Below are 25,287 nucleotides of genomic sequence, written 5' to 3'. Positions count from 1 at the left end.
CACCCGCGATTCCGACGGGAGCGACCGGGCGCGTCATCGGCCGCGGTGGAGCGACCGATGAAGGCCTACGACCTGGTGAAACCGGCGCTGTTCGCGCTCCCCGCCGAGACGGCCCATCGGGCCACCCATCGACTCCTCCGGAGCGTCCAGCACACCCCCATCGAGGACGTACTGCGCGCTCGCTACACCGTCGACGACGACCGACTCCGAACCGAGGCGTTCGGCCTCGAGTTCGACAGCCCCGTCGGCGTCGCCGCCGGCTTCGACAAGAACGCCGAACTGCCGAGCGTCCTCACCGCCCTCGGCTTCTCGCACGTCGAAGTCGGCGGCGTCACCGCCGAACGACAGCCCGGCAATCCCCGTCCCCGGCTCTTTCGCCTCCCCGAGGACGGCGCGCTCATCAACCGGATGGGATTCAACAACGAGGGCGCCGACCGGATCGGCGCCCGTCTCGACGACGCCGACCTGCCCGACGCCCCCGTCGGCATCAACATCGGCAAGTCGAAGTCGACGCCACTCGACGAGGCCGTCGACGACTACCGCTACACCTACGACAGGGTCGCCGACGCCGGCGACTACTTCGTCGTCAACGTCTCCAGCCCGAACACGCCCGGCCTGCGCGAACTCCAGAACCGCGAATCGCTCGAACGCATCCTCGGCGGCCTCGTCGACGCCGGTGCCGACCCCCTCCTGGTCAAGCTCTCGCCCGACCTCGCGGCCCCGGCCATCGAGGAGGCACTCGCGGTCGTCGACGAGCTGGATCTCGCGGGCGTCGTCGCGACCAACACGACGATCGAGCGACCGCCCGGCCTGCGGAACCCGAACAAGGCCGAGCGGGGTGGTCTCTCCGGGAAGCCCATCGAGGAGCGCGCCACGGGCACGATCGAGTTCATCGCCGAGCGCACCGACGTCCCCGTCGTCGGCGTCGGGGGCATCACGGACGCGGCAGGCGCCTACCGCAAGATTCGGGCGGGCGCGAGCGTCGTCCAGTTGTACACGGGGCTGGTGTACGAGGGACCGAGCCTCGCGCGCGACATCAACCGCGGCCTCCGCGACCTGTTGGAACGGGACGGCTTCGACTCGGTCGAAGAGGCGGTCGGTGCCGACCTGTAGTCAGACGACGACGACCGGAACCGGCGCGGTGTTGGCGATCCGAGTCACGTCGTCGGCGACGACGTAGGAACTGAACGCGTCGCGGTCGGCAGTGCCGACGATGACGGTAGTGATCGAGTGCTGAGTGCAGTACTGCCGGATAACGTCGGTCAGCTTCCCGAACGCGGCGACGGTCTCCAGCGTAACCCCGTACTTGTCAGCGACCGCCTGGGCGTCGTCGAAGTGACGGCGGGCCTCCTCGCGGTGACCGTCGATCCAATCCGTCGCCGGCGTCGCGGAGTCGTCCCAGCGAATCGACCGAGGCCCATCGTCCGCCGTGTCGACGTAGAGCCCGACGATGGTGTCGTCGGGGAACGTCTCGCAGGTGTAGTCGAGCGCGCTGTGCAGGTTGTGGCCGTCGTTGACGACGACGAGATGTGTGCGTGGCATGATTATTTGACGAGGGCGACGGGGAGGTCGGAGGAGCGAATGACGCGGTCGGAGAACTCGCCGGCGAGATACGCGGAGAGTCGCGAACGGGGATGAAAACCCATCACGACCAGGTCCACATCGTGGTCGGCGGCGTAGTCGACGATGGCGTCGCGGACACGTCCGATGGCGACGACGGTGTCGAGTGTGACGCCGTGCTCGTCGGCGATGGCCTCCGCGTGGTGGAGAAGTTCGTCCGCGAACTCGCGACGGGACGCGACCCATCGCTCGTACTGGTCGGTCGTGTTCCCCCACCCGGCTGCCGCCGTCTCGTCGGAACGAGCGTCGATGACGTACATGACCGTGATGCGGTCCTCGGGAAAGGCCGAACAGGCGAACGTCAGCGCTCGGTCGGAGAGCTCGGAGTCGTCGAACGAAACGAGGAGGTGTCGTGTCACGAGACACCTACGCTCGCTGAAATGATAACCCTATCTCCGCTCAGTTCCGCACGATCACGACCGTATCGCCGGCTTCTACCATCTCACCCGCACCCGCGTACTGCCGTTCCTCCTCGATGTCGAACATCTCGGCGTCGAGTTCGACGCCCGCGACGTGGAGGCGGCCGTCCGTGACCTCGTAGTCACCCTGCGCGATGGCGGACTCGATGTCCGACACCTGATTGCCGAACTCGGGACCGACGAGGGAGTAATCGAGGTCGATGCCCGTCACGACGGATTCGACCGGCGGTTCCTCGTCGACCGACTCCAGTTCGGCGACGTGCATCACGCGCCGGATGTCGTCGGCGAAGGCGGAGACGTCGCCGTACACCCGCACGGCGTCGACATCGGCGTTCATCGACAGCTGGTTGTCGGTCTTGTACTTCCGGAGCGCGGCGACGACGGCCATCGCCCGCTCCCCGGCGGGCAGGTCCGCCTCGACGCCCAGCGGTTCGGGCCAGTCGGCCGTGTGGACGCTCCCGTCGCCGTACATGTCCCGCCAGAGCTCCTCGGTGACGTGGGCGAGAATCGGGGCGAACAGCGTACAGAACCGCCGGTGGGCGGTCTGGAGCGTGTACGCCGCAGACGGGTCCTCGCCGTCGCGGAGGCGCTGTTTCGCGATTTCGAGGTAGTCGTCACAGAACGTATGCCAGAAGAAGGATCGAAGCTCGTCGCGGGCCTTCGAGAACTCGCGGCGCTCGAAGTGGTCGGTGACGGTTTCGATCCGGTCGTCGAGTTCGGCGAGCAGCCAGCGGTCGATTTCGCGGAGGTCGGGGCGCGAGAGCCGCTCCGCGGGCGTGAGGTCGTCGACGAGTTTCGACGCGTTCCAGAGCTTCCGCATCAGGCGCTCGCCCGCCCGGAGCCCCTTCTCCTTGTACGGCAGGTCGTCGCCGACGGCGCTGCCGGCGGCCCAGTAGCGCGCGGCGTCGACGGGGTACTGCTCCAGCACCTCGTCCGGCGAGACGATGTTGCCGAGCGACTTCGACATCTTCACCCGGTTCTCGTCGAGGACCATCCCGTTGATCATCACGCTGTCGAAGGGCACCTCGCCCGTGTGCTCGTAGCACTTGACGACGGTGTGGAACAGCCAGAAGGAGATGATGTCGTGGCCCTGCGGGCGCATGTTCATCGGGTAGAGTTCGGGGCGCTCGATCACCATCTCCGCACGCTCGTCGTCCCAGTCCCAGCCGGCGTTGATCAGCGGCGTCAACGAGGAGGTGGCCCAGGTGTCGAAGACGTCGTCCTCGGGGACGAACTCGTCGTGGCCGCAGGCCGGGCAGGCGTCGACCGGCGGGGCGTCCGAGAGCGGGTCGACGGGCAGCTGGTCGCGCTCGGCGACGACTTCCGCGTCGCACTCCGCGCAGTACCAGACCGGGAAGGGGATGCCCGAGGATCGCTGACGGGAGATGGCCCAGTCCCACTGGAGCCCCTCGATCCAGTTTTTGTACCGCGTGAACATCTTCTCCGGGTACCAGTCCATCTGGCGGCCCGCTTCGAGGTACTCCTCGGTCTTGTCGAGGAGTTTGACGTACCACTGCTCGGTGACGAGGAACTCGATGCTCGTCCCACAGCGCTCGTGGACGTTGACGGTGTGGGTGATGGCCCGCCGGTCGAGGAGGGCGCCGGCGTCGTCGAGGTCGGCGACGATGGCCTCGCTGGCCTCGTCGCGGTCGAGTCCCGCGTACTCGCCCGCAACGTCGGTCAGCGTCCCCGACTCGTCGATGGCGATGCGCAAGTCGAGGTCGTGGGCCTGGTACCACTCGATGTCCGTCTGGTCGCCGAAGGTACAGCACATCACGACGCCCGACCCCGTCTCCATGTCGACGCGTTCGTCCTCGATGATGGGCACCTCCTGGCCGAACAGGGGGATCCGCGCGTGGTTGCCGACGAGGTCCTCGTTGGCCTCGTCGTCGGGGTGGACGAACACCGAGACGCAGGCGGGGAGCAGTTCGGGCCGGGTCGTCGAGATGGTGAACGTCTCCGGAAGGTCCTCGTCCTCTTCGACCACCTCGAAGGAGATGTCGTGGAAGTGGCTGTCCTGTTCGTCGTCCTCGGTTTCGACCTGCGAGATGGCCGTCTCACACTCCGGACACCAGATGGCGGGCGCGCGCTGGCGGTACTCCCGGCCCTGTTCGTAGAGGTCGACGAAGGAGAGCTGGGAGGTCCGCTGCACCTCGGGCGAGATGGTCTGGTACGTCTCCGACCAGTCGATGGAGATGCCGAGGTTCTGCATCTTCTCGGTGAACTCCGCCTCGTACTGGGCACAGACCTCGCGACATTTCTCCTGGAACTCCCGGCGGCCGAAGTCCTGATGCCGGATCCCGAGTTCGTCCTCGGTGAGCCGTTCGGAGGCGATGCCGTTGTCGTCGTAACCGAACGGGAAGAACACGTCCTTGCCCTGCATCCGGTTGTAGCGGGCGACGAAGTCCTGCAGGGTGAAGCCGTAGACGTGGCCCCAGTGGAGGCTCCCCGAGACGGTCGGCGGCGGCGAGTCGATGGAGAAGACGGTGTCGGGGTTTACCGCGCCGTCACCGTAGACGTACAGATCCTCCTCGACCCACCGCTCCTGCCACTGTCGTTCGACCGTCTCCGGGTCGTATTCTCCGCTCGGCATTGCTCGCGTGACGCTACCGGAGGATTGGTGTTAAACGACTCGGTTAGGCGGCCTCCGCGGGAGCGACTCCCCGGCGTCGGCGAACACGCCGGCGCTCCGGCGAAAGCGTTTTTCACCGCTGCATACAACCGTATGCACATGTCGAAGAGCATCCGCCTCTCCGAGGAGGCCTACGAACGCCTCGCCGCGCACAAACGCGACGACGAGACGTTCTCCGACGTGGTCCTCCGACTCGCCGGCGAGCGTTCCCTGCTCGACATCGCGGGCATCCTCGACGACGACGAAGCGGAGGCGCTCCGGGACGCGGTCGAGGAGCGACGGGAACGACGGGGAGGGGAGTTGGAGACGGTCGCAGACGACATGCGAGGCGCGTAGTGCTCCTCGACACGTCGTTTCTGATCGACCTGATGAACGGTGAGGAGGGTGCCGTGGCGACGGCACGCGAGTTGGAAGCGAACCTCGTACAACAGCGCCTCTCGGCGATGACGCTCTTCGAACTACAGTACGGCGTCGCGCGCTCGACCCAGTCGGCGGCCGAGCGCGACCGGGTGGAGAACGTTCTCGCGTCGAAACCCATCCATCCGGCCGATACGGCGGTCATGCGGAAGGCGGGACGCCTCGCCGGACAGCTGGCGAACGAGGGCAACGCCGTCGCCGACGGCGACGTGATCATCGGCGCGACCGCCGAAATCGTCGACGAACCGGTGCTCACGCGAAACGTCACGGATTTCGAGCGGCTCGGCGTCGATATCGAAACGTACTGACCGGGCGCTTACGCCAGCGCGTCCAGCCGGAACTCGAACGCCGCCACCGGCAGTTCGAGGTCGTGTTCCACCAGCACCTGCGGGTGGACCTCGCCGATGACGCCGACGGTGTCGCCGTCGATCACCACCTCGGCCGCCCGGCCGTCGATGAAGGTCGGATGCTCGGTCGCCGGGGTTTCGAGGTCGACGTCGAAGTCGCCACACAGCGACGCCAGCCGCGACTTGGCGTCCTCGTAGGTGGCGTCGTGGCGGGCGAGAACGGCCGCGACGGTGCGGTGTTCCGCGACGCCCGTGTTCTCGTCGTCGTCCGCGCCCGCGGCCAACCCGATTTCGGCGAGGTCCTGGGGATACGCCCGGTGGGTGTTGTTCTCCAGCACCATCAGCAGGGAGGGCAGCGCCCACGTCCGGAGCATGGTGTAGTCCTCGCTGTAGGGTTCGGTGATCGTCACCGGGTCCGCGCCGCCGACGACGGGCGTGCCGGGGGCGACGCCCATCCGCTCGTAGTTCTCTCTCTCGGAGATCATGTGGAAGTTGAGCAGGTCCTCGAAGCCGAGGCCGACGAGCGACGTGCGCGCGGCGGCCTCCAGTTTCGAGCGGTCGTGTCGCCCGCCGACGGTCGCCACGTCCGGGTACCGCGGGTCGAGTTCGTTGAAGCCGTACGCCCGCCCCACGTCGTCGATCAGGTCGAGAGGGTGGAGGACGTCGGTCCGATAGGGGGGGATCGACACCTCGTAGGCGGTCGGACCGTCGCCGTCCTCGATGTCGGCGTCCAGTCCCGACCGCTCGAACAGGTCGACCGTCTCCTCGACCTCCAGGTCGACGCCGAGCATCCCCTCGATGCGCTCGTGGGCGACGGTTTTCGTCTCCACCTCGAAGTCGGGACGCGGAAGCGTCCCGTCGGGGTAGGCCACCTCGACCGCCTCTATCGTCGCGCCGCGGGCGTCGAGGGCGTAGCAGATGACGTTGCACATCCGGTCGATGGTCCACTGGTCGGTCCCCGTCAACTCGACGAACAGGTCGCGCGAGTCGGTCGACACCTCGGTCCGGCGGCCGTTGATGACCGGCGGGAACGAGAACAGACCGATCTCGTCGTAGATGGCCGGGTAGCGCTCGTACTCCTCGACGATGGGGGCGTACGTCTCGCCGGTCGGGTGGTCCGTGAGCACCTGTGCGGGCGTCATCTCCGCGTCCGAGTCGAGAGGGACGAACCGGTCGCCCTCGGGGTCGACGCCGCGGTAGGTGATGGTGTGACCGTCCCGCCCGTCGTCGCTCAGCACTTCCCCTTTCAGCATCGTGAGGTCGTGGATGCCGATGGCGCCTTTCGCCCGCTTGCGCCCCATCGTCGCGTGGAGTTTCTCCTGCAGTTGGATCAGGGAGTCGAGGGCGGCGTCGTCCAGGTCGACCCCGCGGATCACCGCGCCGGTGACGTACGGCCGCTCGTCGGGCACCGACTCGTCGACCTCGATGGTCCAGTCGGGATCGTTCGTGTTGGGGACGTAGACGCCGCGGTCGTCGCCGTACTGGTAGCGAAGGGAGCGGGCGACGCCCTCGACCGAGAGGCGGTCCAGCCGGTCGGGGCCGAACTCCAGTTGGAGTTCGCCCTCCTCGGTCTCGCCCTCGTACTCCAGGCCGAGCGCGAACAGGTCGTCGATCAACTCGTCGTCGCTCTTCTCCTCGTGGCCCGTCAGCCGCCGTAGTTCGTCGGCGTCGACGTCGACGACGGGCATCAGTGAAGCACCTCCGTTTCCCGCAGGAGGTCCAGATCACAGAGCGTCCCGTGCACGTCGCGGATGTCGTCGAAGCCGTACATGAGCATCAGAAGTCGTTCGAGCGCCAGCCCCCACGCCATCACGTCACACTCGACGCCGAGGGGGCGGAGGACTTCCTCGCGAAACATACCGCTGTTGCCGATTTCGATCAACTCGCCCGTCTCGGGATGGGTGCCGAACAGCTCGAAGCTCGGTTCGGTGTAGGGGTTGTAGTGGGGCTTGAACTGCAGGTCGGTGATGCCGAACTGCTCGTAGAACTCCTCGAAGGTGCCCATCAGGTCACGCACCGAGAGGTCCTCGGCCATCACCCAGCCCTCGATCTGGAAGAATTCGAGGAGATGCGTCGGGTCGAGCGTGTCGTTTCGGTACACCTTCTCGACGCTGAAGAAGCGTTCCGGGGGTTCGAGGTCGCCGATTTCGTGCCCCGAGAGGTAGCGCATCGAGAGCGAGGTGGTGTGGCCCCGGAGGTCGATTTCGCGGGCAACCTCCTCGGTCCACGGGGAGTGGTAGCCGTCGCCGTCATCGCCGACCCCGTCCAGATGGGCCGAGCGGACGCGTTCCAGCAGATCCTCGGGGATGTCCGCCATCGGCGCCACGTCGAGGGCGAACTGGTCCCAGTGGGTGCGCGCCGGGTGGTCTTGGGGCATGAACAGGCAGTCGTTGATCCAGAACTCCGAGTCGGCGTGGGGGCCGTCCATCTCCCGGAAGCCCATGCCGACGAGCGTGTCTTTCACGCGCTCGGCGGTCTGTCGGAGGATGTGGACCTTGCCGCCCTGCCGCTCCGGGGCGTCCGCCTCGACGTTGTACGGCGTGAACTCCACGTCCCGCCACTCGCCGGAGGTCAGCATCTCGGGAGTGAGGCGGTCGACCGTCTCCGCCGCCTCGACGCCCTCCATCAGCGCCGTCACGCCCTCGTCGGTGAGGGTGACCGAGCGGACGGTCCGCTCGTTCCGGTCGGCGAGACCACGGCGAACGAGCTGATCGAGTGCGTCGTCGTCGGCAACGGCCTCGTCGGCCACGAGCGCGGCGAGCGCCGCCACCTCGCTATCGGCCTCGGGGTCGGCTTCGGGGTCGGCCCGAATCTCCCCCGACGCCACCTCGCCGTACCCCTTGCGGGCGTAGTTGGCGAGGGCGATGTCCACCTTGGGACCGTCGAGAGCCGCCGCGCCGATGACCTCACCCATCGGGACGGGGTCGGCGTCGGCGCCGGCGTCGACGGCGGCCCGATAGAGGCGCACCTCGGGCAACCCCGCGTCGGCGTACGTCTCGCCTTCGGCCGTGAGGGCGTGAGACACCGCCTCCGCGGTGGCGACCGTCACCAGCCCCGCGTCTTCGAGGTCGAAGGCGGCGCCGGTCACCGTCTCCGGTTTCAGCCCCGTCGCCTCGCTCAACTGTTCGATGGTCCGTTCGTCCGTCGCGCTCGCGGCTTCCAACACCGCGACCTGTGATTCCGGGAGTCGCATGTTCTCTTGTCCACGTTCACCCAAGCCGGTCAGTTAGCAGTTCCGAAGGCCACACGGCCGCCGCGTGGCCGGCCGAACGGGTCGATTTCGTCCGCCCACCGCGGGCGGAGTCCGCCGACCGCGATCAGACCGCGAAAAAGAACCCGAACCCGACGGCGGTCGCTTCGCGAGCGAACGACTCGGTCGTGGCGGGATCGGGCGCCATACTTCGACGATGCGGAGCGCGAGGCAAAAGCGTTCCCCACCCTAATGTCCGTCGCCGGGGACGCCCCGCCGATCCGAATCCAGATCGATGTCCAGATCGTCGAGGACGGCCTCCATCTCCGCGCGCTTCTCCTGGTGGTCTTCCAGAAAGTCGCGCATGAGTTCGGCCGCCTGTTCCTTACAGCCGCCACAGAGCCGTTCGCCGCCGACACACTCCTCGTACACCTCGGTCGCGAACTCGTCGTCGTCGCCGGCGAGGAGGTAGGCGTAGAGTTCGTAGACTGGACACTCGTCGGCCTTTCCCCCCAACTCCCGCTGTTTCTCGGCCGTCTCGCGCCCGCCCGTCGTCGCCGACTTCACCTTGTCGTAGCCGTCCTCGGGGTCGTCGAGCAGGGAGATGTGAGAGGCCGGAATCGACGACGACATCTTCCCGCCCGTCAGCCCGGTCATGAACCGGTGGTAGATGGAAGAGGGCGGGAGGAAGCCGTAGCCGCCGTGGTCGACTTCTACCTCGCGGGCCAACTCCTCCGCAGCCTCGCGGTCCATCTCGAAGGCGTCGATGTGCTCGTCGTAGCGACGCTTCTCGCCCGGCACGGCGTCGATCAGGGCGTCGAAGGCCTCGTCGGTGGCGTTGCGGTCGAGGAACCGAACGCGGGGGCGGAGCGGCTCCTTCCCCGCGGCGCGGAGCTTCTCGATGGCGGCGTCGCGGACGGCGTCGGGCGCCATCTCGGCGTCGAGCCAGTCGGCGGCGTCCTCGCAACGCACGGTGTCCGAATCGTCCTCCAGCGCCGCGTAGGCGGCCGCGAGGTGGTCGCGCTCCGCGGCGTCGGCCTCGAAGCTCGCGTACGCCTCGGTGACCTTGAAGTAGCGCATCCGTGCGGCCACGTCGCGCGCGAGACGCATGTGCGGGTCCTGATCCGGCCCGACGGGGATGACCGTCGGCTTCGGTTCCTCCAGCTGGGGGTAGAGGATGTCCGCCATCTGGGTGACGACGGACTGCATGTGGGAGACGGAGGTTTCGCCGTCGAAGCCGTAGATGCCCTCGAACTCCGCGAAGCGAGCGTTCGATCCCAGCTCGAACGCGAGGTCCTGTACCTCGCGGTTGGTCGACTGCCGGTAGAGTTCGCCCTCCTCGGGGTCGAATCCCAGCGCGAGCAGGGAGAGCAGGTAGTCGCGGGCGTGTTCGTCGATTTCGTCCCACGAGAGGCCGCGGGCGCTGTGGGCCTCCAGATCGGCGATCAACCCGTAGGCGTCGGCGCCCTCCTGCTGGTGCCAGATGATCTCGTCGAAGACGAGTTTGTGGCCGATGTGGGGGTCGCCGGTGGGCATGAATCCGGAGAGGACGGCGGCGTCCTCGCCCTCGCGGAGCGCCCGGGCCACGGGACGGTAGTCGCGGTGGCCGAAGATGACGCCCCGGCGCATCAGGTAGTGTGGGTTCGGCACTTCGTCGAGCGCCTCGTCGAAGGCCTCGATGCCGAACTCGTCGAACAGCTTGCGGTAGTCGGAGACGGTCGAGGAGCCCCACGGATCGAGCGCCACGTCGTCGGCGCCGGCGGCGGTGTCGGCGTCGCTTCCGCCGTCGGCGACGGGGTGGTCGTCCTGCGTGTCCTCGGCGTCCTCGGGAGTGTCTCGTGTCATGTTAGGGCGTGAGTCGGGCGACCGAGAGCCAGTCTATCCCCTCGTTCACGTCGGTCAGCGCAAAAACCATTCGTTTCCGGACCCCGCCCGCCAGCCGCACGTCGAGCGAGAGGTCGCGGGGGAGGAACGTATGCGCGGGCGAGACGACGCGGATCAGGCGGGTGGAGTGGTCCATCTCCGAGACCGTCGTGAAGCCGTCGTAGGTGCGGAAGTCGGCGCCGAATTTGAACCCGCTCTTGGGGACGCTCCCCGCCGCCCGGAGCGCCGCGTAGGCGCGCAGCCGGCGGTCGAAGCGCTCCCCCTCCACCTGCCGGCCGCGCTCGACCACGCGGGGTTCGGGCAGGCCGAGCGCGCCGCGGCGAGCGAGATACGCCGCCTCCACGAGCGAGAGCTGGAGCGGCCCGGACTCGGCGTTTCGGCCGTGGAGGCGCTGACCGTAGAACCCGCGGTCGTGGAGGTCGGCCGGGGGGTCCCACACGACCGCCCGGTCGGCGAGGAGAGCGGCGTCGAGGTCGGTGGGGGGATCGTACCGGTCGATCTCGGCGTCGGCGTCGCCCGCCGCCCCGATCCGTTCCGTCTCGAAGTACGTGAGTTCCCCCTCCTCGTCGACGACGGCGAGGACCACGTCCCCGAGGTCGGCGGCGGGAATCTCCTCGCGTTCGCCGGCGACGCGGACCCGATGGGCCACCTCGTCGTCGGCCGGCCCCTTCCCGCGGGGGTAGACCACGAGGTCCGCGCCCGCGGGGTCGTCGACCCATCCCTCGCGGGTGGGCGAGAGGTAGAAGCCCCGGTCGCGGAGGTCCTTGTAGACGACGAAGGTGAGGACGGCGTCGGCGGCGGTGAGGAAGGCCCGGAAGGCCATCGTCTCGCCGTCGGGACCGACGACGCCGTCGAGGTCACCCCGAAAGAGGAGGTGGGCGGCCTCGACGGGCGCGAGTTCGATCCGGTTGCCGTCGAGTGGCCGGCCGTACCCCCGCGCGTCGTAGAAGCGCTGGCGGGCGTCGCCGCCGACCCGAACGGTGCCGCCCTCGAACGTCCCTTGCATACCCGAGTGGGGGCGGGGCGGCGGTAAAGGGTCTGCGGTGGCTTCGTCGAAACCCGCAAGTAGTGATAGGTTTCGACGGTGCTACCGAACTGTGCCACGACGGGATGGCCCGTCCCCACGTCCACGATGAATTCGTCGGGAGACGGTCCGTGTGCGTGACTCTCGTCCGCCGATCAGAGGACGTTCGAGTGAGACGAGCGCTCGTACGAGAGCGGCCGTTTCGTACGGTCGTGCGTGGTCTTTTACCGGCGATCTCGCCTCCGGTGGCCTCGTGACACCCGGTGCTTCGAACCCGGCCGCTTGGCGTTCGGCAGTCTGGCCTGCACTCCCCCGTGATTATATGTGAATTGAATGATAATAGCTAGCGAAGAATAAGAAGATGACTTTCGAGATCACCCCCGATGTGGAAGTACGGCGGGATCAGGAGGGAATCGCGCGTAGTCTGCGGCACTTACAGCAACCGTACACCGAGACCGACGCGGGATTGACGGCACCGACACCCCGATCGCTCGCCGGGCAGTACGTTCGAGACGTTGCCGAGATCTACGACATCGACCCCGGCTGGCTGGTCGACCTCGATCAGCCACTCCCGCGGAATTCATCGACGGAGCCCACCGACGAGGGAACGCGCCTCAGGTTCGCCGAAGAGCGAGGCGTCATGGAGACGACCACCGTCACGTACCAACAGACCCACCTAGGGCTCCCGGTGTGGGAGGCGGAGCTCAGCGTCCGGATGCACGACGACGACCTCCGGACCACCAGTTCCCAGAGCACGGTACACTACGACATCCGAGTCGTCACACCTGACGAGGAGAAACCGGAGGTCATCGGCGCGTTCGAGCGGGCGGACTACACCGCCGACGCAATTGACGCGGACGACCTCGAGGACCTCCTTGGCCCGTCCGAGGAGGGAGCATTCAAGACCAAGCGCGGGCCCGAAATCACCCGCAGGCGCTCGCTCGTCTACCGGTACGACTCCGAACTTCGGTTCGACCCGGAGAGCGAGCGCGGACAGCGCGAGGGCAACTCCGACCACGAGGGACCGCCCACCCTCCCGCTCCCGCCGGTTCCCGACGAAATCGAGGACGGAACCCACTACGTCGTCACCGAGGTGCTGTTCACGCTCGCCCGCCCCGATCTCGGACCGATCAACTGGCGGGCGTTCGTCGAACCGGTCACCGGCGCGGTGCTCTACCTGCGTGCGTTCGTCGAGACTGCACACGGGAACGTCTTTCCCGCCGACTTCCTGACCGACACGCCCCAGCCAGACATCGACTGCTGTGATCCGGCCGGCACGCTCGACCCCCTCACGGAGGACGTGACGCTCGCCGGCCTCACGGCCCCCGACCCAGGCGACGACCAATCGCTCTCGGGGGAGTATATCGACCTCCAGGACACGAACTCGCCGACGGTTGCGCCGCCGACGGCGCCGCTTCCGGAGGGCGACTTCTCGTCCTCGGCGCCGACCGACGACTTCGCGGCCGTGAGCGCGTACTACTATCTGGACTCGCTCTACCGGATGATCGACGACCTGGGGTTCGACGTGTCGGGGTTCTTCAGCGGCACCTCCTTCCCGATTCCTACCGACCACCGGGGTGTCGGGGGTGGCGTGAACGCGTTCCACTTCGGCAGTTCGTCGGGGACGACGAAGTTCACGTTCGGGCTCTGTCGGAGCGGCTGTGACGTGGGCATCGCTGCGGACGTTCGAATCGTCGTCCACGAGTTCGCCCACTCGGTCCTCCGGAACAGCATCGGTTCGGGGACGTTCGGATTCGCACACGGCATCGGTGACAGTCTCGCAGTCGTGCTCAACGACCCGGGCACGCCCGTGGCCGACCGCTTCCGGACGTTCCCCTGGAGCACGCTGATCACGCGCCGACACGACCGAGACGTCACTGCGGGCTGGGCGTGGGGCGGAACGAACGACAGCGGGGGCTACCCGAGCACGCAGATACTCGCCACGACCCTGTTTCGAGTCTACCGCTCGACCGGGGGCGACGACGACCGGCTGAACGTCCAGCGGTTCGCCGCGCGTTACCTCGCGTACCTTCTCGTCCGGGCCGTCGGGTCGATGACGTCGAACACGAGCGATCCGGCGGTGTTCGCGACGGCGGTCATGGACGCCGACCAGGGGACGACCGACTTCGAGGGCCACCCCGGCGGCGCGTTCCACAAGGTCGTCCGCTGGGGGTTCGAACAGCAGGGGCTGTACCAGCCGCCGGGCGCGCCGACCCCCGTGAGTACCGAGGGAGCGCCGCCGGAGACGGACGTCTACGTCGACGACGGGCGCGACGGCGAGTACGAGTACCAGCGGAACTTCTGGAACACGACCGACATGTGGAACCGGACGAGTCCGGACGGGGGGACGGACCACCAGACCCCCGTCGTCGGCACGTCTAACTACATGTACGTCCGCGTGAAAAACCGGGGAACCGGGACGGCCGAGAACACGGCCGTCAGTGCGTACCACTGCAAGCCGGCGACCGGACTCGTCTGGCCGGACGACTGGCAGACGATGACGACGGCCGAACTCTCCGCTGGCTCTCTTTCGTCGGGGGGCGAAACGGTCGTCGGCCCGTTCGAGTGGACGCCGGAGACGGTGGGACACGAGTGTCTCCTCGTGAGCGTCTCCGCCGACGGCGACCCGAGCAACGCCGACACGGTAAACGGCTCTATCCCCCACTGGCGGCTCGTCCCGTTCGACAACAATATCGCCCAGCGGAACGTCGCGCCGGTGGCCGGCGGTGGCGGCGCCACGAACCTCGCATCGTCGTTCGCCGACCGACGGTTCTGGGTCAACAACCCCTTCGACCGGTCCGTCGACGTCGAACTCGAACGGGAACTACCGGCGTTCCTCCGACAGCGTGGGTGGCACCTACGGTTCCGGAACCCGGGTGGAGCGTCGTTCTCGCTCGGTCCCCGGGGCAGCCGCGAGGTCGTTCTCGAACTCGAAGAGGGGAACGACTTCACGCCGGAGGACGTCCGGAAGGCGGGAGAGGAGACGGCGATCGACGTCCTCACGTTCGTGGACGACCTGCCGGTCGGGGGGATGAGATACGACGTGGACCCGACGCTCAAGACCCCGCCGAGGGAGCACCCGAAACCCGACGATGACGAGTGTAACGACACCACCGAGCGCTTACTCGACTGTCTCGACATCCCGGCTGAGAACGTGAAGTCGACCAAGGTCAAGCGGATCACTCTCGATATCGAACTCGACGACGACTGCGACTGCTGACCAGCTCTCCGTCTCGCCTTCCGCCTCCGGCGACCCACTTGCCCCCGAGTCCCCGCCGGGAGCCGCCGTTGCGATATTCTCTCGAACCGTACTGAGCAGGTTAAAAGAGAACGAGTGTCCGTGTAGGTATTCAGCACGACAGTATCGGCAGATACCGAGAGTTTCGGCGGAACCGCTGCGGTGGCTACCGGTCACAGGTCCCGTCCAGACACCGCCGCCCCGTCGCCGTCTCGAAGACCGGCAGTCCACATGGACAGTCGTCGACGACGACGCCAGCGGGGACGGTGAAGGCCGTCTCGCAGTCGGGGTAGGCGTCACACCCCGCGAGCAGGCGACCGTTTCGGCGGATGATCCGCAGATCGCTCCCGCAGTCGGGACAGGTCCACGCGCGGTCGAACCGCTCCCGCACCACATCGTCGAGGGGGTCGCAGGCGCGGTCGATGCACACCTCGAACGTCGCGCCGCGGTCGACGCGCATGGTCGGGAGTCCGCAGTCCGGACAGCGGGCGTCGAGCACCGTCGCGCCGGCGACGAGCGGGTAGCGCGTCCCGGCATCGAGGTCGACCACGGCGCCGCCGGTCCGGACCAGCGGCCCGCCCGTCTCGGGGTGGGTGCCGACCGGCACGCCCGCCTCGGTGACCGGGTAGACGGATCGGCGGATGCGGTCGCCGGTCACCCGGAGCCGACGGTCGTCGAGGTGAGCCGTGAGGCCGAACCCGTCGTCCGTCTCGACGGTCACGCTGTCGGCACGGGTGAGCCACGCGACTGGCTGGTAGCCGTCGGCGTCGTGGACGAGGACGGTCCGGTCGGGTTTGACGAGGACGAGCACCCGGCCGCGGTGGGTGCGGTCGTCGGTCTCGACGGTGCAGTCGCCGGCGAAGGCGCGGATGGCGTCTGCCATGGCACGGGGTGGTCCCGTCCCCGGGTGAAAAGCCTCGGACGAAGGTCTTTCGGCGATGGCTCGCGGTCGGCCCGTATGGACGCGGTCCTCTTCGACATGGACGGGGTGATCGTCGACACCGAGGAGTTCTGGCGTGCCCGCGAGCGAGACGTGATCCTGCCCGCGGCGGTGGCCGGAGAGCCGCCCGCACAGGACGAGATTCGCGGCATCAACTACCGCGAGACCTACGACTACCTCGCCGACAACTACGAGACAGCGCTGGGTCGGGACGAATTTCTGGATCTGTACGAGTCCGCCGCCGCAGACCTCTACGACAGCGCCGACCTGCTGCCGGGGTTCGATGATCTGCTCGCCGATCTGCGGGAACAGGGAGTTCGGATCGCCATCGTCTCCTCCAGCCCGCACGCGTGGATCGACCGCGTCGTCGAGCGGTTCGACCTCGACGTGGACGCCGTCGTGAGCACCGAAGACGTCGACGGCCCGGGCAAGCCGGCGCCGGACGTGTACGCCGTCGCCGCCGAGCGCGTGGGGGCCGACCCAGCGGACTGTGTCGCCGTCGAGGACTCGCCGAACGGCGTCCGGGCGGCGACGCGGGCCGGAATTCTCACGATAGCGTACGGCGGCGACCCCGAGGCAACCGAGCTGGCCGACCACGCCGCGACCGATCCGGAGGCGTTGCGGGCCGTCTTGGCGGAACTGGGGGCTCCGATGTAGGGACGGGAACGCGACGCGGGGACCGATGGAGCAGAAATGTGCGTCGATGACAACCCCGTGTTATATTCGGCCGAATCTCGTAGCCTACACCGATGACAGAGGAGGGGGAATCCGAACGGTACCGCGAGTTCGTCGAGGAGTCGGCCGATATCGTCGCCGTCGTCGATGCCGACGGGACGGTGACGTACGTGAACCGGGCGGTGGAACGGGTACTCGGATACGATCCAGGGGTGGTGATCGGAGACGACTGGACCGAATACACGCATCCGGACGACCGGGAAACAGTTACGGACGTGCTGGAGGCGGTGCGAACCGATCCCGACGAACCACGGACGGTCGAACTCCGCCTCCGGCGGGCCGACGGGTCGTGGTGTTGGATCGAAGCGACCGCGCAGACTCGGCTCGACGACGGCTCGATCGGGAGCATTCTCGTGAACAGCCGCGACATCAGCGAGCACAAGGAGCGCGAAGCGGAACTGGTCACGACGAAACAGCGGATGAAACTGGCGCTGGAGGGGGCGAACCTCGGCATCTGGGACTGGGATATGCGGACTGGCGAAGTCTCACGTGACAAGCTGCTGACCGAGATGCTCGGCTACACGCAAGCCGAGATGGGCGACCGGATGCGTGGCTGGGAGCACGTGGTCCATCCGGAGGACAGGGACCGACACGACGAGGCGTTGGCCGAACACGTCGCGGGGCGGACGCCCTACTACCGGTGCGATCATCGACTGAAAACGAAGTCCGGTGAGTGGAAGTGGGTGCGAACGATGGGGATGGTCGTCGAGCGCGACGAGGACGGGGAGCCGGTGCGGGCGGTGGGCATCCACCAGGACATCGACGACCGGAAGCGCGCCGAACTGGCGCTGAAGGAGGAGCGGGACATGTTCAAGCAGGGGCCGGCGGTCGTCTTCAAGTGGGAAGACACCGACGGCTGGCCGATCGACTACGTCTCGGAGAACGTCGAGGAGGTGCTCGGATACAGATCCGACGAACTCCGGTCGGGAGCGATAGAGTACGCCGACCTCATCCACGAGGAAGACCGGGAACGGGTCGGCGAGGAAGCGAGCGAACTCGACGCCGAAGGGGTCGAAAGCATCACCTTGGACCCGTATCGAGTGAAGACGGCGTCGGGCGACGTTCGGTGGGTGAAAGAGTACACCAGAGTGATCGAAAGCGGGGGCGAGACAGACCATCTCCTCGGCTATCTCGTCGATATCACGGAACGCAAGCGCCGGGAAACCGAGTTACAACAGTTCAAGGCGGCCGTCGAGCGGAGTGCCCACGCCATCTACATCACCGACGCCGAGGGAACGATCGAATACGTCAATCCGGCCTTCGAGGAGATCACCGGGTACAGCGAGGGGGTGGCGGTCGGAAAGACGCCGCGCATCCTCCAGTCGGGGGAGTACGACGACGAGTTCTATGCGGAGTTCTGGGGGACGATCCGTTCCGGAGCGCAGTGGGAAGCGGAGATGATCGATGAACGGGCGGACGGCCAGCAGATCGTACTGAGTCAGACGGTCGCGCCGGTTATCGACGAGGACGGCGACGTCGGAAAGTTCGTCGCCGTCGCTCGGGACATCACCGATCGCAAGGAGCGTGAGCAGAAGCTCAGGGAACGGGAGCAGAAATACCGGAGCCTCTTCGAGGGCACGCGCGACGCGCTCATGGTGTTCGACCGCGACGGCTACCTCGACTGTAACGAACGGGCGCTCGAACTGTTCGGAATCGACACCGTCGAAGAGTTCCGGGAGCGCACGCCCTGGGATCTCTCTCCCCCACGACAACCGAACGGGACGGACTCGAAGGTGGCGGCGCTGGAGCGCATCGAGACGGCCTTCGAGGAGGGGGGAGCGTTCTTCGAGTGGACACACCAGCGCAACGACGGGGAGGAGTTCCCGTCAGAAGTGAAGCTCAGCCGATTCGAATACGACGGTCAGCCGGCGATACACGCGCTCGTCCGCGATATTTCTGAGCGGAAGAAACGAAAGCGCGAACTCGAGGAACGCGAGGAGAAATACCGTAGCCTGTTCGAGAACACCCGCGACGCGCTCATGCTCCTCGACCGTGACGGCTTCGTCGACTGCAACGAGCGAACGCTCGAGTTGTTCGGCATCGATTCCGGGGACGACTTCGTCGGTCGTGCACCGTGGGAACTCTCTCCCCCACAGCAGCCGGACGGAGCGGACTCGAAGGCGGCGGCCATGGCACACGTCGAAACGGCCTTCGAGGAAGGGGAAGCGTTCTTCGAGTGGACACATCGGCGCACCGACGGGACGACGTTCCCCGCCGAGGTGAAGCTCAGCCGGTTCGAGTACGAGGGCAAGCCGGTCCTGCACGCGCTGGTTCGGGACGTGACCGCCCGGAAGGAGTACGAGCGTCGGTTAGAGGAGCAACGCGATAACCTCGGCATCCTCAACCGGGTCCTCCGTCACGACATTCGCAACGACCTCCAGGTGATAACCGGCTACGTGGAGCGACTCGCCGACGAGTGTGACGACGCGTCGACGGGCGACCACTTCGAGACGGTGCGCGAAACCGTCGATCACGCGGTCGGACTCACGAAGGTAGCCCGGGAGATGGCCGACGTGATGCTCTCGACCGACGAGGCGTCACGACCCGTCGACCTTCGACCCGTTCTCCAGAGCGAGCTCGACGAGGTGCGGTCGACGTACTCGCGGGCGGTCGTCAGCACCGAGACGAGCATTCCACGGACCACGGTCGAGGCGAACGACATGCTGAGCTCCGTCTTCAGGAACCTCCTGAAGAACGCGATCCAGCACAACGACGCGGCGACGCCGCAGGTGAACCTCTCGGTGACGGAAGACGACGACACCGTCGTCGTTCGGGTCGCGGACAACGGACCGGGCGTCCCCGAGGCCCAGCGGGAGACGATCTTCGGCAAGGGGGAGAAGGGTCTCGACAGCCAAGGAACCGGGATCGGCCTGTATCTGGTGGACACGCTCGTCGAGAGCTACGGAGGCGAGGTCGGCGTCGAGGACAGCGACGCCGGCGGCGCGGCGTTCGTCGTCGAGCTGCCGAAAGCCGAATGACCCCGTAGGCCACCCGTACCGTCCGCTCGTCCACGGACGACCGACCCGGCAACGCCGGAAGCGTCACCTCCAACCCGGGGAAATCGAGTTCCTCGGCGGCCCAGCGTCGGTGGAGAACCGGTCGGCACGACTACCCCGTACCGTCACACGAGGCCGAACAGATCGCCGATCCGAACGCCGAGTTTCAGCACCTCGACGAGAATCGTGTCGATCGGACCGACCCCACGGATTGCGATGTCGCCGTCGTCGTACGCCGTGCCGACGGCGTCGCGCTTGTTTTCGGCATCGGCTATCGTCCGGACCGTGGCGCAGTCGGTTTCGACTTCGACGGTGGCGTTGTCCGGGGAACCGGCGCGGAACGCGGACACCGATCGATCGGAATCGGTGATAATCGTGTAATCGCGCTGACCGGCGTCGGTCACGATGCCGTGGATCGTCGTCTCGGTGACGGTACCAGCCAGGAACCCCGGAACGGCGTCCGCGTTGTCGTCGTACGCATCGACCAGTGAGCCGGCGTTCCGGTTGCAGATGCTGGTGACGCCGGTCGCGGGACGCAACGACAAGGTCCCGACGTCAGTCTCCCTGCCGCCCGTCGCGACGGAGAGCGGATACGGATTCGCGGCGATGCGGCGGTCGGGGTCGGTGAACTGAGTACCGTGTGTCACGGTAACGTTCGAGGCGGTGTCGGCGCCGGTCGCGGTGAACACCGTCCCCGGCTGGCGGGCGTTGGCCGTATCGACCCGGATGGCGACCGAACCGTCGCCGTCGGCGTCCCTGACGGTCAGGGCGACCCGCCAGTTGAGCGCCGCCGAGCCGACCGTCAGCCGTGCGGTGTCCGTGCCCTGGAAGCGGAGGGTCACCGTCGCGACGTCGCCGACCTCGGTCTGGACGATTCGCGGCACGAGTGTGATCTGACCGGGGCCAGAGTCGTCGACGGAGACGGTGATGTGCTCGCTCGCGTCGGCGTCGGCGACGGCGAAGACGAAGCGGTACCTTCCCGGCTCGACGCCGGTGAGGTTCATCGACAGGGACTGTCGGGCGCCACCCGACAGCAGGAGCGTGTCACCGTCGGAAGCGACGGTTCCGGCGCCGCCGAAAAACGTTCGGAGCGTCGATCCATCGAAGTCCGGTGATCGGACGGCATGGGTGTAGTTCCCCCGGTTCGACCGCACCGCGATGTCGAGGGTCGCGTCGGCGGTGGAAACGGTACTGCGGTTCGGATCGACCGAGTACGTCTGGCGAACGAGGTCGAACGAGATGGTCGGTCCCGACGGGCTGGTGAGTTCGTACCCACCGGAGGAGAATCGCCCCGTATCGAGCGTCACCGTCCCGTCGTCGGCGACGCGAACGGCCGTCACGAGGCTCCCATTGGTGCGTTCGAGGTCGACGCTATCGCCCGAATCGTACCGATCCGTGGACAGGGTCTGCCCGACGAAGTAGGTGCCACCGTCGCTGACGGTCGCGGCACCGCTCTCGCCACGAACGACCGTGACGCCGGCCCCGCTCACCTGCCCGATCACGAGGACGAACAGGGCGACGTAGACGACGAATCGCGAGCCATCGCCTCTCATGGAGTCCCCGAAGCGTGGAGTACGGAGGGGAGGGGAGCCAGTGTGTTAATTGTTTGCACGGTCCGCTCTCGCTCCACAAAATCCAAATCAATCCAGTCCCTATTCCCGCTGAGGCGTGTGATTTCTGGCATAGAGCACCAAGAAATTCACTCGCCTCACTCTTCATCGTTAACTAAACACGAAGGCCTAGTCTCGTGACCGACGACACAGGCACGGACGACCGGACGCGTCGCCGGCCGACCACTCACACCACCCGGACCGTCCGCTCCGCCACGAACGGCCGAATCGGCAGTTCCACGAAGGCCACCTCGACCCGGAAGTCGAGTTCATCGGCGTCCGCCCCGAACACCCCGACCGGCACCGTCGTCACGTCCGAGAGGTAGGTCTCCTTCGCGTGCATCTCGACGCCGTTGACGGTGACGCGGACGCCGACGCGGGCGCCGCCGCCGGCGTTCCGCACCCGGACCTCGCACATCTCGCTGTCGCCGGCGGCCACCGAGTCGGGCACGTCACCCCAGTCGACCGAGATGGCGGGGAAGTCGGCGGCCGCGTTCACGACGCGTTCGGCGACGCCCGCGGCGAGACCGGCGCGTTCGAGTTCGTCGGCGCCTGCGTCGACGATGTCGGCGGGACGCGAGAGGCCGCCGGCGGCGAGGTTGCGGGCGCGGCCGGCGCCGACCCCGTCGACGGCGGTCAGGGAGACGGCGTCGCGGCTGACGCCGTGTTCGACCCGGGCCTCCAGCCGCCTGGCGAGGTTGGCGGCCCGGGGGCCGGCAAAGCGGGCGAGGAACTCCCGAAGCGCGGCGAGGAGGCGGAGGGCGTTCCGGCGGATGATCCACGCGTCGCTCCGCAGGTCGGCGGGCACGGAGTCGCTGGTCGAGGCGCGGAGGATGGCGAGGACTTTGCGGCCGCCGTCGTCGAGATGGTCAGCCTCGCTACCTAACACGGCGTCGACGGCGTCCGCCTCCGACTGCCGCGCGGAGACGGAGTCGAACTCCGCCGCCGCGGCGACGGTTTCGAGGATGGCGTCGGCGTCGATGCGGTCACGGTCCGCGAGGGCGTGAAACGCCTCGGCGGTCGAGAGCCGGAGGTAGTACTTCGAGGCGAGGCGGCCGAGCGCCGTCGACTCGATGGCGAGGTCCGACCCCATCTCGACGAAGCCCCGCGAGACCAGCGAGTCGAGCGTGTCGCGCACCCGGTCGCGGAGGCCGTCGAAGTCGTAGGCCGCGGGTTCGGAGGCCGCGCGGACGTAGTAGTAGGTCGTCTCGAGCCACGAGAGCACGTCGTCGAGGTCGTCGATGGTCCCCATCGCGATTTCGGCGTTGAGGTGGGCGTCCAGATCGGCCGCGAGGTGGGACTCTATCTCCGTGCCCTCACGCAGGAGGCGACGGTAGCGGTCGGCGTCGGAGCGGTCACAGACGACCCAGCCGTAGCCCACGTCGTCGTACCCCGGCCGCCCGGCGCGGCCGAGCATCTGCAGGAGGTCGAGGGGGCTGATGTCCACTTCACCTTCCAACGGGTCGTGGTACTTTGTGTCGCGGACGATCACACAGCGGGCGGGGAGGTTGACCCCCCACGCGAGCGTCGACGTCGAGAAGAGGATGGATATCTTCCCCTCCTTGAACCACTGCTCGATCCGGTCGCGGTCCGCTTTCGAGAGACCGGCGTGGTGGAAGGCGACGCCGTCGAGGACGGCCTTGTGGAGGCGGTCGTCGCTCAGCTCCTTCGCGTCGGTGTGGAAGTCGTAGTCGCCGCGGGCGCCGACGGGTACGTCGCGTTCGGCGAGTTCGTCCCGGGTCTTGGCAGCGGCGCTGACGGCGTCCTGCCGGGAGGCGACGAAGACGAGCGCCTGCCCGTCCTCGCGGACGTGGGGTTCGGCGAGGTCGAGCGCGCGGTAGAGCCGGCGGTACTTGTCGGCGAAGGAGTTCTCGCCGTGAGTGTAGGTCTTGACGCCCGTCTGGAGGTCGACCGGGCGGTACTCGTCGTCGAAGGCGAAGGTGGCCTCGGGCGGGGCGTCGAGCCACGCCGCCACGTCCTCGACGTTCGGCATGGTCGCCGAGAGCGCGACGAATCGGGGGTCACAGAGGCGGCGGAGGCGGGAGACGGTGACTTCGAGGACGCCGCCGCGGCGCTCGGAGTCGAGGAGGTGGACCTCGTCGATCACCACGCAGTCCACGTCGGTCACGAAGTCGTAGCGCCGGGAGTCGTGTTTGCGGGTGGCCGAGTCCACCTTCTCGGGCGTCATGACGAGTACGTCGGCGTGGCGGGCGCGCCGCGGGTTCAGGTCGCGCTCGCCGGTGACGACGTAGACGGAGTAGCCGAGGTCCTCGAAGCGCTCCCACTCGCTCTCCTTCTCGTTGGTGAGGGCGCGCATGGGCGCGATAAAGAGCGCGGTCCCCCCGTCGCGAAGCGTCTTGCAGATGGCGAGTTCGGCGAGGGCGGTCTTGCCGCTCGCCGTCGGCGCCGACGCGACGACGTTGTGATCCGTCTCGACGAGGACCGGGAGGGCTTCCCGTTGCATCGCGTTGAACTCGTCGAAGTCGAAGGCGTCGGCGAACTCCGGGACGGCGTCGGCGACCTTCACGCGGTCAGCACCTCCGAAGGTGGGGAGCGCGCACGAACGCGACCGTGGGCGCCGGACAGAAGCATAGGTGAGTCCGGGGACCGGGGCGTCAAAGGCGTTTCCGTCGGGAGCGACACGGCCGTCAGTCGGTGGGTTCGGCGGCCGCCTCGCTCTCGTCCGCCGCCGTCGCCACGTCCGCCGCCGCGTCGACGAACAGGCCACCACGAACCGCGTACGCGTAGTACGCCCCCACGCCGACCGCGGCGACGACGTTCGACCCCGTGACCGCCCAGAAGACGGCGGGCATCCCCAGGTCGAGGCCCGGGGCGACGGTCACGCCGAGCAGGGACACCGACGCCGTCGCGGGGAGCGCGAGGGCGGCGACGGGGAGGCGCACCGTCCAGTATTTCAGCAGGTCGGCGACGAAGCTCGTCCGGGTGCGGCTCGCGCCGTTGAAGCCCGCGAGCAGGGCGTCGACGACGCCGATGGCGGGGTAGCCGTAGGCGAGGATGGTGAGGTACTGGACGGTGAGCGCGAGGCCGTCGCCGGCGAGGGAGGGGACGAAGACGCGGGCGACGGGGACGGGCACGAGCCACTGGACGGCGCCGAGGACGGCGAGGGCGCCGGCGGCGACGGCGACGCCGACGCGGGTGGTCCGCCGGGCGCGATCCGGCCGGTCGGCGCCGACGTTCTGTCCGACCATGCTCTGGGCCGCCTGCCCGAGGCCGCGCGAGGGGAGGACGGCGACGCTGGCGACGCGGGCGCCGATGGTGTAGGCGGCGAGGCCGGCCGCGCCGCCGGCGAGGGCGACGACGCCGACGAGGAGGACGCGGACGCTCTGACTGACGACCTGTCGGCCCGTGATCGGGGCGCCGACCGAGAGCAGGTCGCGGAAGTCGGCGGCGGTGAGCGTGAGATGCCGGCGCGCGAGGTTCATACGCGGGCCGAGCGCGAGCGCGAGCGCGAGGCAGAGCCCGGCGGCGTAGCCGCCGACCGTCGCGAGCGCCGCGCCGCGGACGCCCAGCCGGGGGAAGACCCACCAGCCGAAGATGAGGAAGGGGTCGAGGACGACGTTGACGGCGACGGTGGCGACGTTGATCCAGAGGGAGGCCCGGGAGTCGCCGCGGCCGACGAAGCCGGCTTCGACGGCATCGCTCGCGCCGGCGAGCGGGAGGCCGAGGGCGACGACGGCGAGATAGAGGGCGGCGAGCGGGGCCACGTCGGGGCCGGCACCGACGAGGCGGACGACGGGGCCGGCGCCGAGGAAGACGGCGCCGCCGACGAGGGCGCCGACGAGGAGGGCGAGGACGAAGCCGTGGACGACCATCCGGTGGGCGCCGGCGTCGTCGTCGGCGCCGACGCGCTGGGAGACGAGAATCTGCGTGCCCACGAAGGGCGTGACGAGGAGGGCGAAACAGACGCCGAGGACGGGGATGGTGAGGCCGACGGCGGCGACGGCCGTCTCGCCGAGGCGGCCGAGCCAGAAGGTGTCGATCACCTGCTGGGCGACGCGGACGACGTTCTGGGCGACGAGCGGGAGGGCGAGACCCACGAGCGTCCGCGGAATCGATCCCTCGACGATGGCCTCTCGCCGGTCGCTCATCCGTTCGGCGCGTTCACCAACCACTGGCATAGACGTGTCGGTCGCGGAGACTGCTCGGGGAGTTCACAGGCAGGGCCGGCGGCGCGACCCGACGGGCATCGGCGGCGGAGTGGAGTGTGACCGCCG

17 protein-coding genes and 1 pseudogene are annotated in these 25,287 nt (G+C 68.0%); 6 read left to right on the top strand and 12 right to left on the bottom strand.

Annotated features, from left to right (window positions below; translation table 11 throughout):
* The first annotated feature begins 57 nt into the window (after nucleotides 1-57).
* Complete coding sequence (locus tag DU484_RS03305) at nucleotides 58-1,113, top strand: quinone-dependent dihydroorotate dehydrogenase (protein ID WP_114605104.1); 1,056 nt, start codon at nucleotides 58-60, stop codon at nucleotides 1,111-1,113.
* On the opposite strand, the gene DU484_RS03300 is transcribed toward DU484_RS03305, so the two are convergent.
* The 3 genes from DU484_RS03300 to DU484_RS03290 are packed head-to-tail and all read right to left on the bottom strand — an operon-like array spanning nucleotide 1,114 to nucleotide 4,632.
* The gene (locus DU484_RS03300; protein ID WP_114584769.1) at nucleotides 1,114-1,542 is read right to left on the bottom strand and encodes a universal stress protein; all 429 of its coding nucleotides are present in this window, start codon (nucleotides 1,540-1,542) and stop codon (nucleotides 1,114-1,116) included.
* Nucleotides 1,543-1,544: 2 nt separating this feature from the next.
* Nucleotides 1,545-1,979, bottom strand: coding sequence for a universal stress protein (locus DU484_RS03295; protein ID WP_114605103.1), 435 nt, complete (start codon nucleotides 1,977-1,979; stop codon nucleotides 1,545-1,547).
* A 40-nt stretch (nucleotides 1,980-2,019) separates the two neighbouring features.
* On the bottom strand, nucleotides 2,020-4,632 hold the full coding sequence (locus tag DU484_RS03290) for a valine--tRNA ligase (RefSeq protein ID WP_114605102.1): 2,613 nt from the start codon (nucleotides 4,630-4,632) through the stop codon (nucleotides 2,020-2,022).
* Between the two features lie 138 nt (nucleotides 4,633-4,770).
* Here DU484_RS03290 and DU484_RS03285 point away from each other — a divergent pair, with 138 nt between their 5' ends.
* Nucleotides 4,771-5,007, top strand: a complete 237-nt coding sequence (locus tag DU484_RS03285; protein WP_114584766.1) for an antitoxin VapB family protein — start codon at nucleotides 4,771-4,773, stop codon at nucleotides 5,005-5,007.
* On the top strand, nucleotides 5,007-5,396 hold the full coding sequence (locus tag DU484_RS03280) for a type II toxin-antitoxin system VapC family toxin (RefSeq protein ID WP_114584765.1): 390 nt from the start codon (nucleotides 5,007-5,009) through the stop codon (nucleotides 5,394-5,396). The genes DU484_RS03285 and DU484_RS03280 overlap by 1 nt, the downstream gene beginning before the upstream one ends.
* Nucleotides 5,397-5,404: 8 nt before the next feature.
* Here the strand turns inward: DU484_RS03280 and pheT are convergent, their stop codons facing one another.
* From pheT to DU484_RS03260, 4 genes are all read right to left on the bottom strand, one after another.
* Complete coding sequence (pheT, locus tag DU484_RS03275; protein WP_114584764.1) at nucleotides 5,405-7,123, bottom strand: phenylalanine--tRNA ligase subunit beta; 1,719 nt, start codon at nucleotides 7,121-7,123, stop codon at nucleotides 5,405-5,407.
* The gene (gene pheS / locus DU484_RS03270; RefSeq protein WP_114605101.1) at nucleotides 7,123-8,628 is read right to left on the bottom strand and encodes a phenylalanine--tRNA ligase subunit alpha; all 1,506 of its coding nucleotides are present in this window, start codon (nucleotides 8,626-8,628) and stop codon (nucleotides 7,123-7,125) included. The genes pheT and pheS overlap by 1 nt, the downstream gene beginning before the upstream one ends.
* Nucleotides 8,629-8,874: 246 nt before the next feature.
* Nucleotides 8,875-10,470: a tryptophan--tRNA ligase gene (locus DU484_RS03265; RefSeq protein ID WP_114605100.1), complete on the bottom strand. Its 1,596-nt coding sequence runs from the start codon at nucleotides 10,468-10,470 to the stop codon at nucleotides 8,875-8,877.
* A gap of 1 nt (nucleotide 10,471) precedes the next feature.
* A complete protein-coding gene (locus DU484_RS03260; RefSeq protein ID WP_114605099.1) occupies nucleotides 10,472-11,515 on the bottom strand; it encodes a tRNA-intron lyase in 1,044 nt (347 codons plus the stop codon).
* A gap of 379 nt (nucleotides 11,516-11,894) precedes the next feature.
* Here DU484_RS03260 and DU484_RS03255 point away from each other — a divergent pair, with 379 nt between their 5' ends.
* On the top strand, nucleotides 11,895-14,753 hold the full coding sequence (locus tag DU484_RS03255; protein ID WP_114584760.1) for a hypothetical protein: 2,859 nt from the start codon (nucleotides 11,895-11,897) through the stop codon (nucleotides 14,751-14,753).
* 184 nt (nucleotides 14,754-14,937) lie between these two features.
* Here DU484_RS03255 and DU484_RS03250 read toward each other — a convergent pair whose 3' ends face one another.
* Nucleotides 14,938-15,654 carry an endonuclease NucS domain-containing protein gene (locus tag DU484_RS03250; protein WP_114584759.1) on the bottom strand — a complete coding sequence of 239 codons (717 nt, stop codon included), beginning with the start codon at nucleotides 15,652-15,654 and terminating at the stop codon, nucleotides 14,938-14,940.
* A 75-nt stretch (nucleotides 15,655-15,729) separates the two neighbouring features.
* On the opposite strand from DU484_RS03250, the gene DU484_RS03245 reads away from it, so the two are divergent.
* A complete protein-coding gene (locus tag DU484_RS03245; RefSeq protein WP_114584758.1) occupies nucleotides 15,730-16,368 on the top strand; it encodes an HAD family hydrolase in 639 nt (212 codons plus the stop codon).
* 92 nt (nucleotides 16,369-16,460) lie between these two features.
* Complete coding sequence (locus DU484_RS03240) at nucleotides 16,461-19,424, top strand: PAS domain S-box protein (protein WP_114605098.1); 2,964 nt, start codon at nucleotides 16,461-16,463, stop codon at nucleotides 19,422-19,424.
* Between the two features lie 143 nt (nucleotides 19,425-19,567).
* Here DU484_RS03240 and DU484_RS03235 read toward each other — a convergent pair whose 3' ends face one another.
* The 4 genes and pseudogenes from DU484_RS03235 to DU484_RS03220 form a co-directional block, all read right to left on the bottom strand.
* Nucleotides 19,568-20,995 carry a DUF7827 domain-containing protein gene (locus tag DU484_RS03235; protein WP_114605097.1) on the bottom strand — a complete coding sequence of 476 codons (1,428 nt, stop codon included), beginning with the start codon at nucleotides 20,993-20,995 and terminating at the stop codon, nucleotides 19,568-19,570.
* Between the two features lie 47 nt (nucleotides 20,996-21,042).
* Nucleotides 21,043-21,126, bottom strand: a pseudogene (locus DU484_RS03230) (IS6 family transposase); the annotation flags it as partial.
* A gap of 113 nt (nucleotides 21,127-21,239) precedes the next feature.
* Nucleotides 21,240-23,579: a DEAD/DEAH box helicase gene (locus DU484_RS03225; RefSeq protein ID WP_114584755.1), complete on the bottom strand. Its 2,340-nt coding sequence runs from the start codon at nucleotides 23,577-23,579 to the stop codon at nucleotides 21,240-21,242.
* A 121-nt stretch (nucleotides 23,580-23,700) separates the two neighbouring features.
* The gene (locus tag DU484_RS03220; RefSeq protein WP_114584754.1) at nucleotides 23,701-25,161 is read right to left on the bottom strand and encodes an MATE family efflux transporter; all 1,461 of its coding nucleotides are present in this window, start codon (nucleotides 25,159-25,161) and stop codon (nucleotides 23,701-23,703) included.
* Between the last annotated feature and the right edge of the window lie 126 nt (nucleotides 25,162-25,287).

Origin of the sequence: Haloplanus rubicundus, from assembly GCF_003342675.1 — an archaeon.
GTDB lineage: Archaea > Halobacteriota > Halobacteria > Halobacteriales > Haloferacaceae > Haloplanus > Haloplanus rubicundus.
The sequence above is the reverse complement of the archived record's forward strand: the minus strand, read 5'-3'. Positions and strand labels throughout refer to the sequence as shown.

Excerpts from the sequence above, each read along its gene's own strand:
- DU484_RS03305 (WP_114605104.1), top strand. The coding sequence starts at position 58 with ATGAAGGCCTACGACCTGGTGAAACCGGCGCTGTTCGCGCTCCCCGCC.
- DU484_RS03300 (WP_114584769.1), bottom strand. The coding sequence starts at position 1,542 with ATGCCACGCACACATCTCGTCGTCGTCAACGACGGCCACAACCTGCAC.
- DU484_RS03290 (WP_114605102.1), bottom strand. The coding sequence starts at position 4,632 with ATGCCGAGCGGAGAATACGACCCGGAGACGGTCGAACGACAGTGGCAG.
- DU484_RS03285 (WP_114584766.1), top strand. The coding sequence starts at position 4,771 with ATGTCGAAGAGCATCCGCCTCTCCGAGGAGGCCTACGAACGCCTCGCC.
- pheT (WP_114584764.1), bottom strand. The coding sequence starts at position 7,123 with ATGCCCGTCGTCGACGTCGACGCCGACGAACTACGGCGGCTGACGGGC.
- pheS (WP_114605101.1), bottom strand. The coding sequence starts at position 8,628 with ATGCGACTCCCGGAATCACAGGTCGCGGTGTTGGAAGCCGCGAGCGCG.
- DU484_RS03265 (WP_114605100.1), bottom strand. The coding sequence starts at position 10,470 with ATGACACGAGACACTCCCGAGGACGCCGAGGACACGCAGGACGACCAC.
- DU484_RS03260 (WP_114605099.1), bottom strand. The coding sequence starts at position 11,515 with ATGCAAGGGACGTTCGAGGGCGGCACCGTTCGGGTCGGCGGCGACGCC.
- DU484_RS03255 (WP_114584760.1), top strand. The coding sequence starts at position 11,895 with ATGACTTTCGAGATCACCCCCGATGTGGAAGTACGGCGGGATCAGGAG.
- DU484_RS03250 (WP_114584759.1), bottom strand. The coding sequence starts at position 15,654 with ATGGCAGACGCCATCCGCGCCTTCGCCGGCGACTGCACCGTCGAGACC.
- DU484_RS03245 (WP_114584758.1), top strand. The coding sequence starts at position 15,730 with ATGGACGCGGTCCTCTTCGACATGGACGGGGTGATCGTCGACACCGAG.
- DU484_RS03240 (WP_114605098.1), top strand. The coding sequence starts at position 16,461 with ATGACAGAGGAGGGGGAATCCGAACGGTACCGCGAGTTCGTCGAGGAG.
- DU484_RS03235 (WP_114605097.1), bottom strand. The coding sequence starts at position 20,995 with ATGAGAGGCGATGGCTCGCGATTCGTCGTCTACGTCGCCCTGTTCGTC.
- DU484_RS03220 (WP_114584754.1), bottom strand. The coding sequence starts at position 25,161 with ATGAGCGACCGGCGAGAGGCCATCGTCGAGGGATCGATTCCGCGGACG.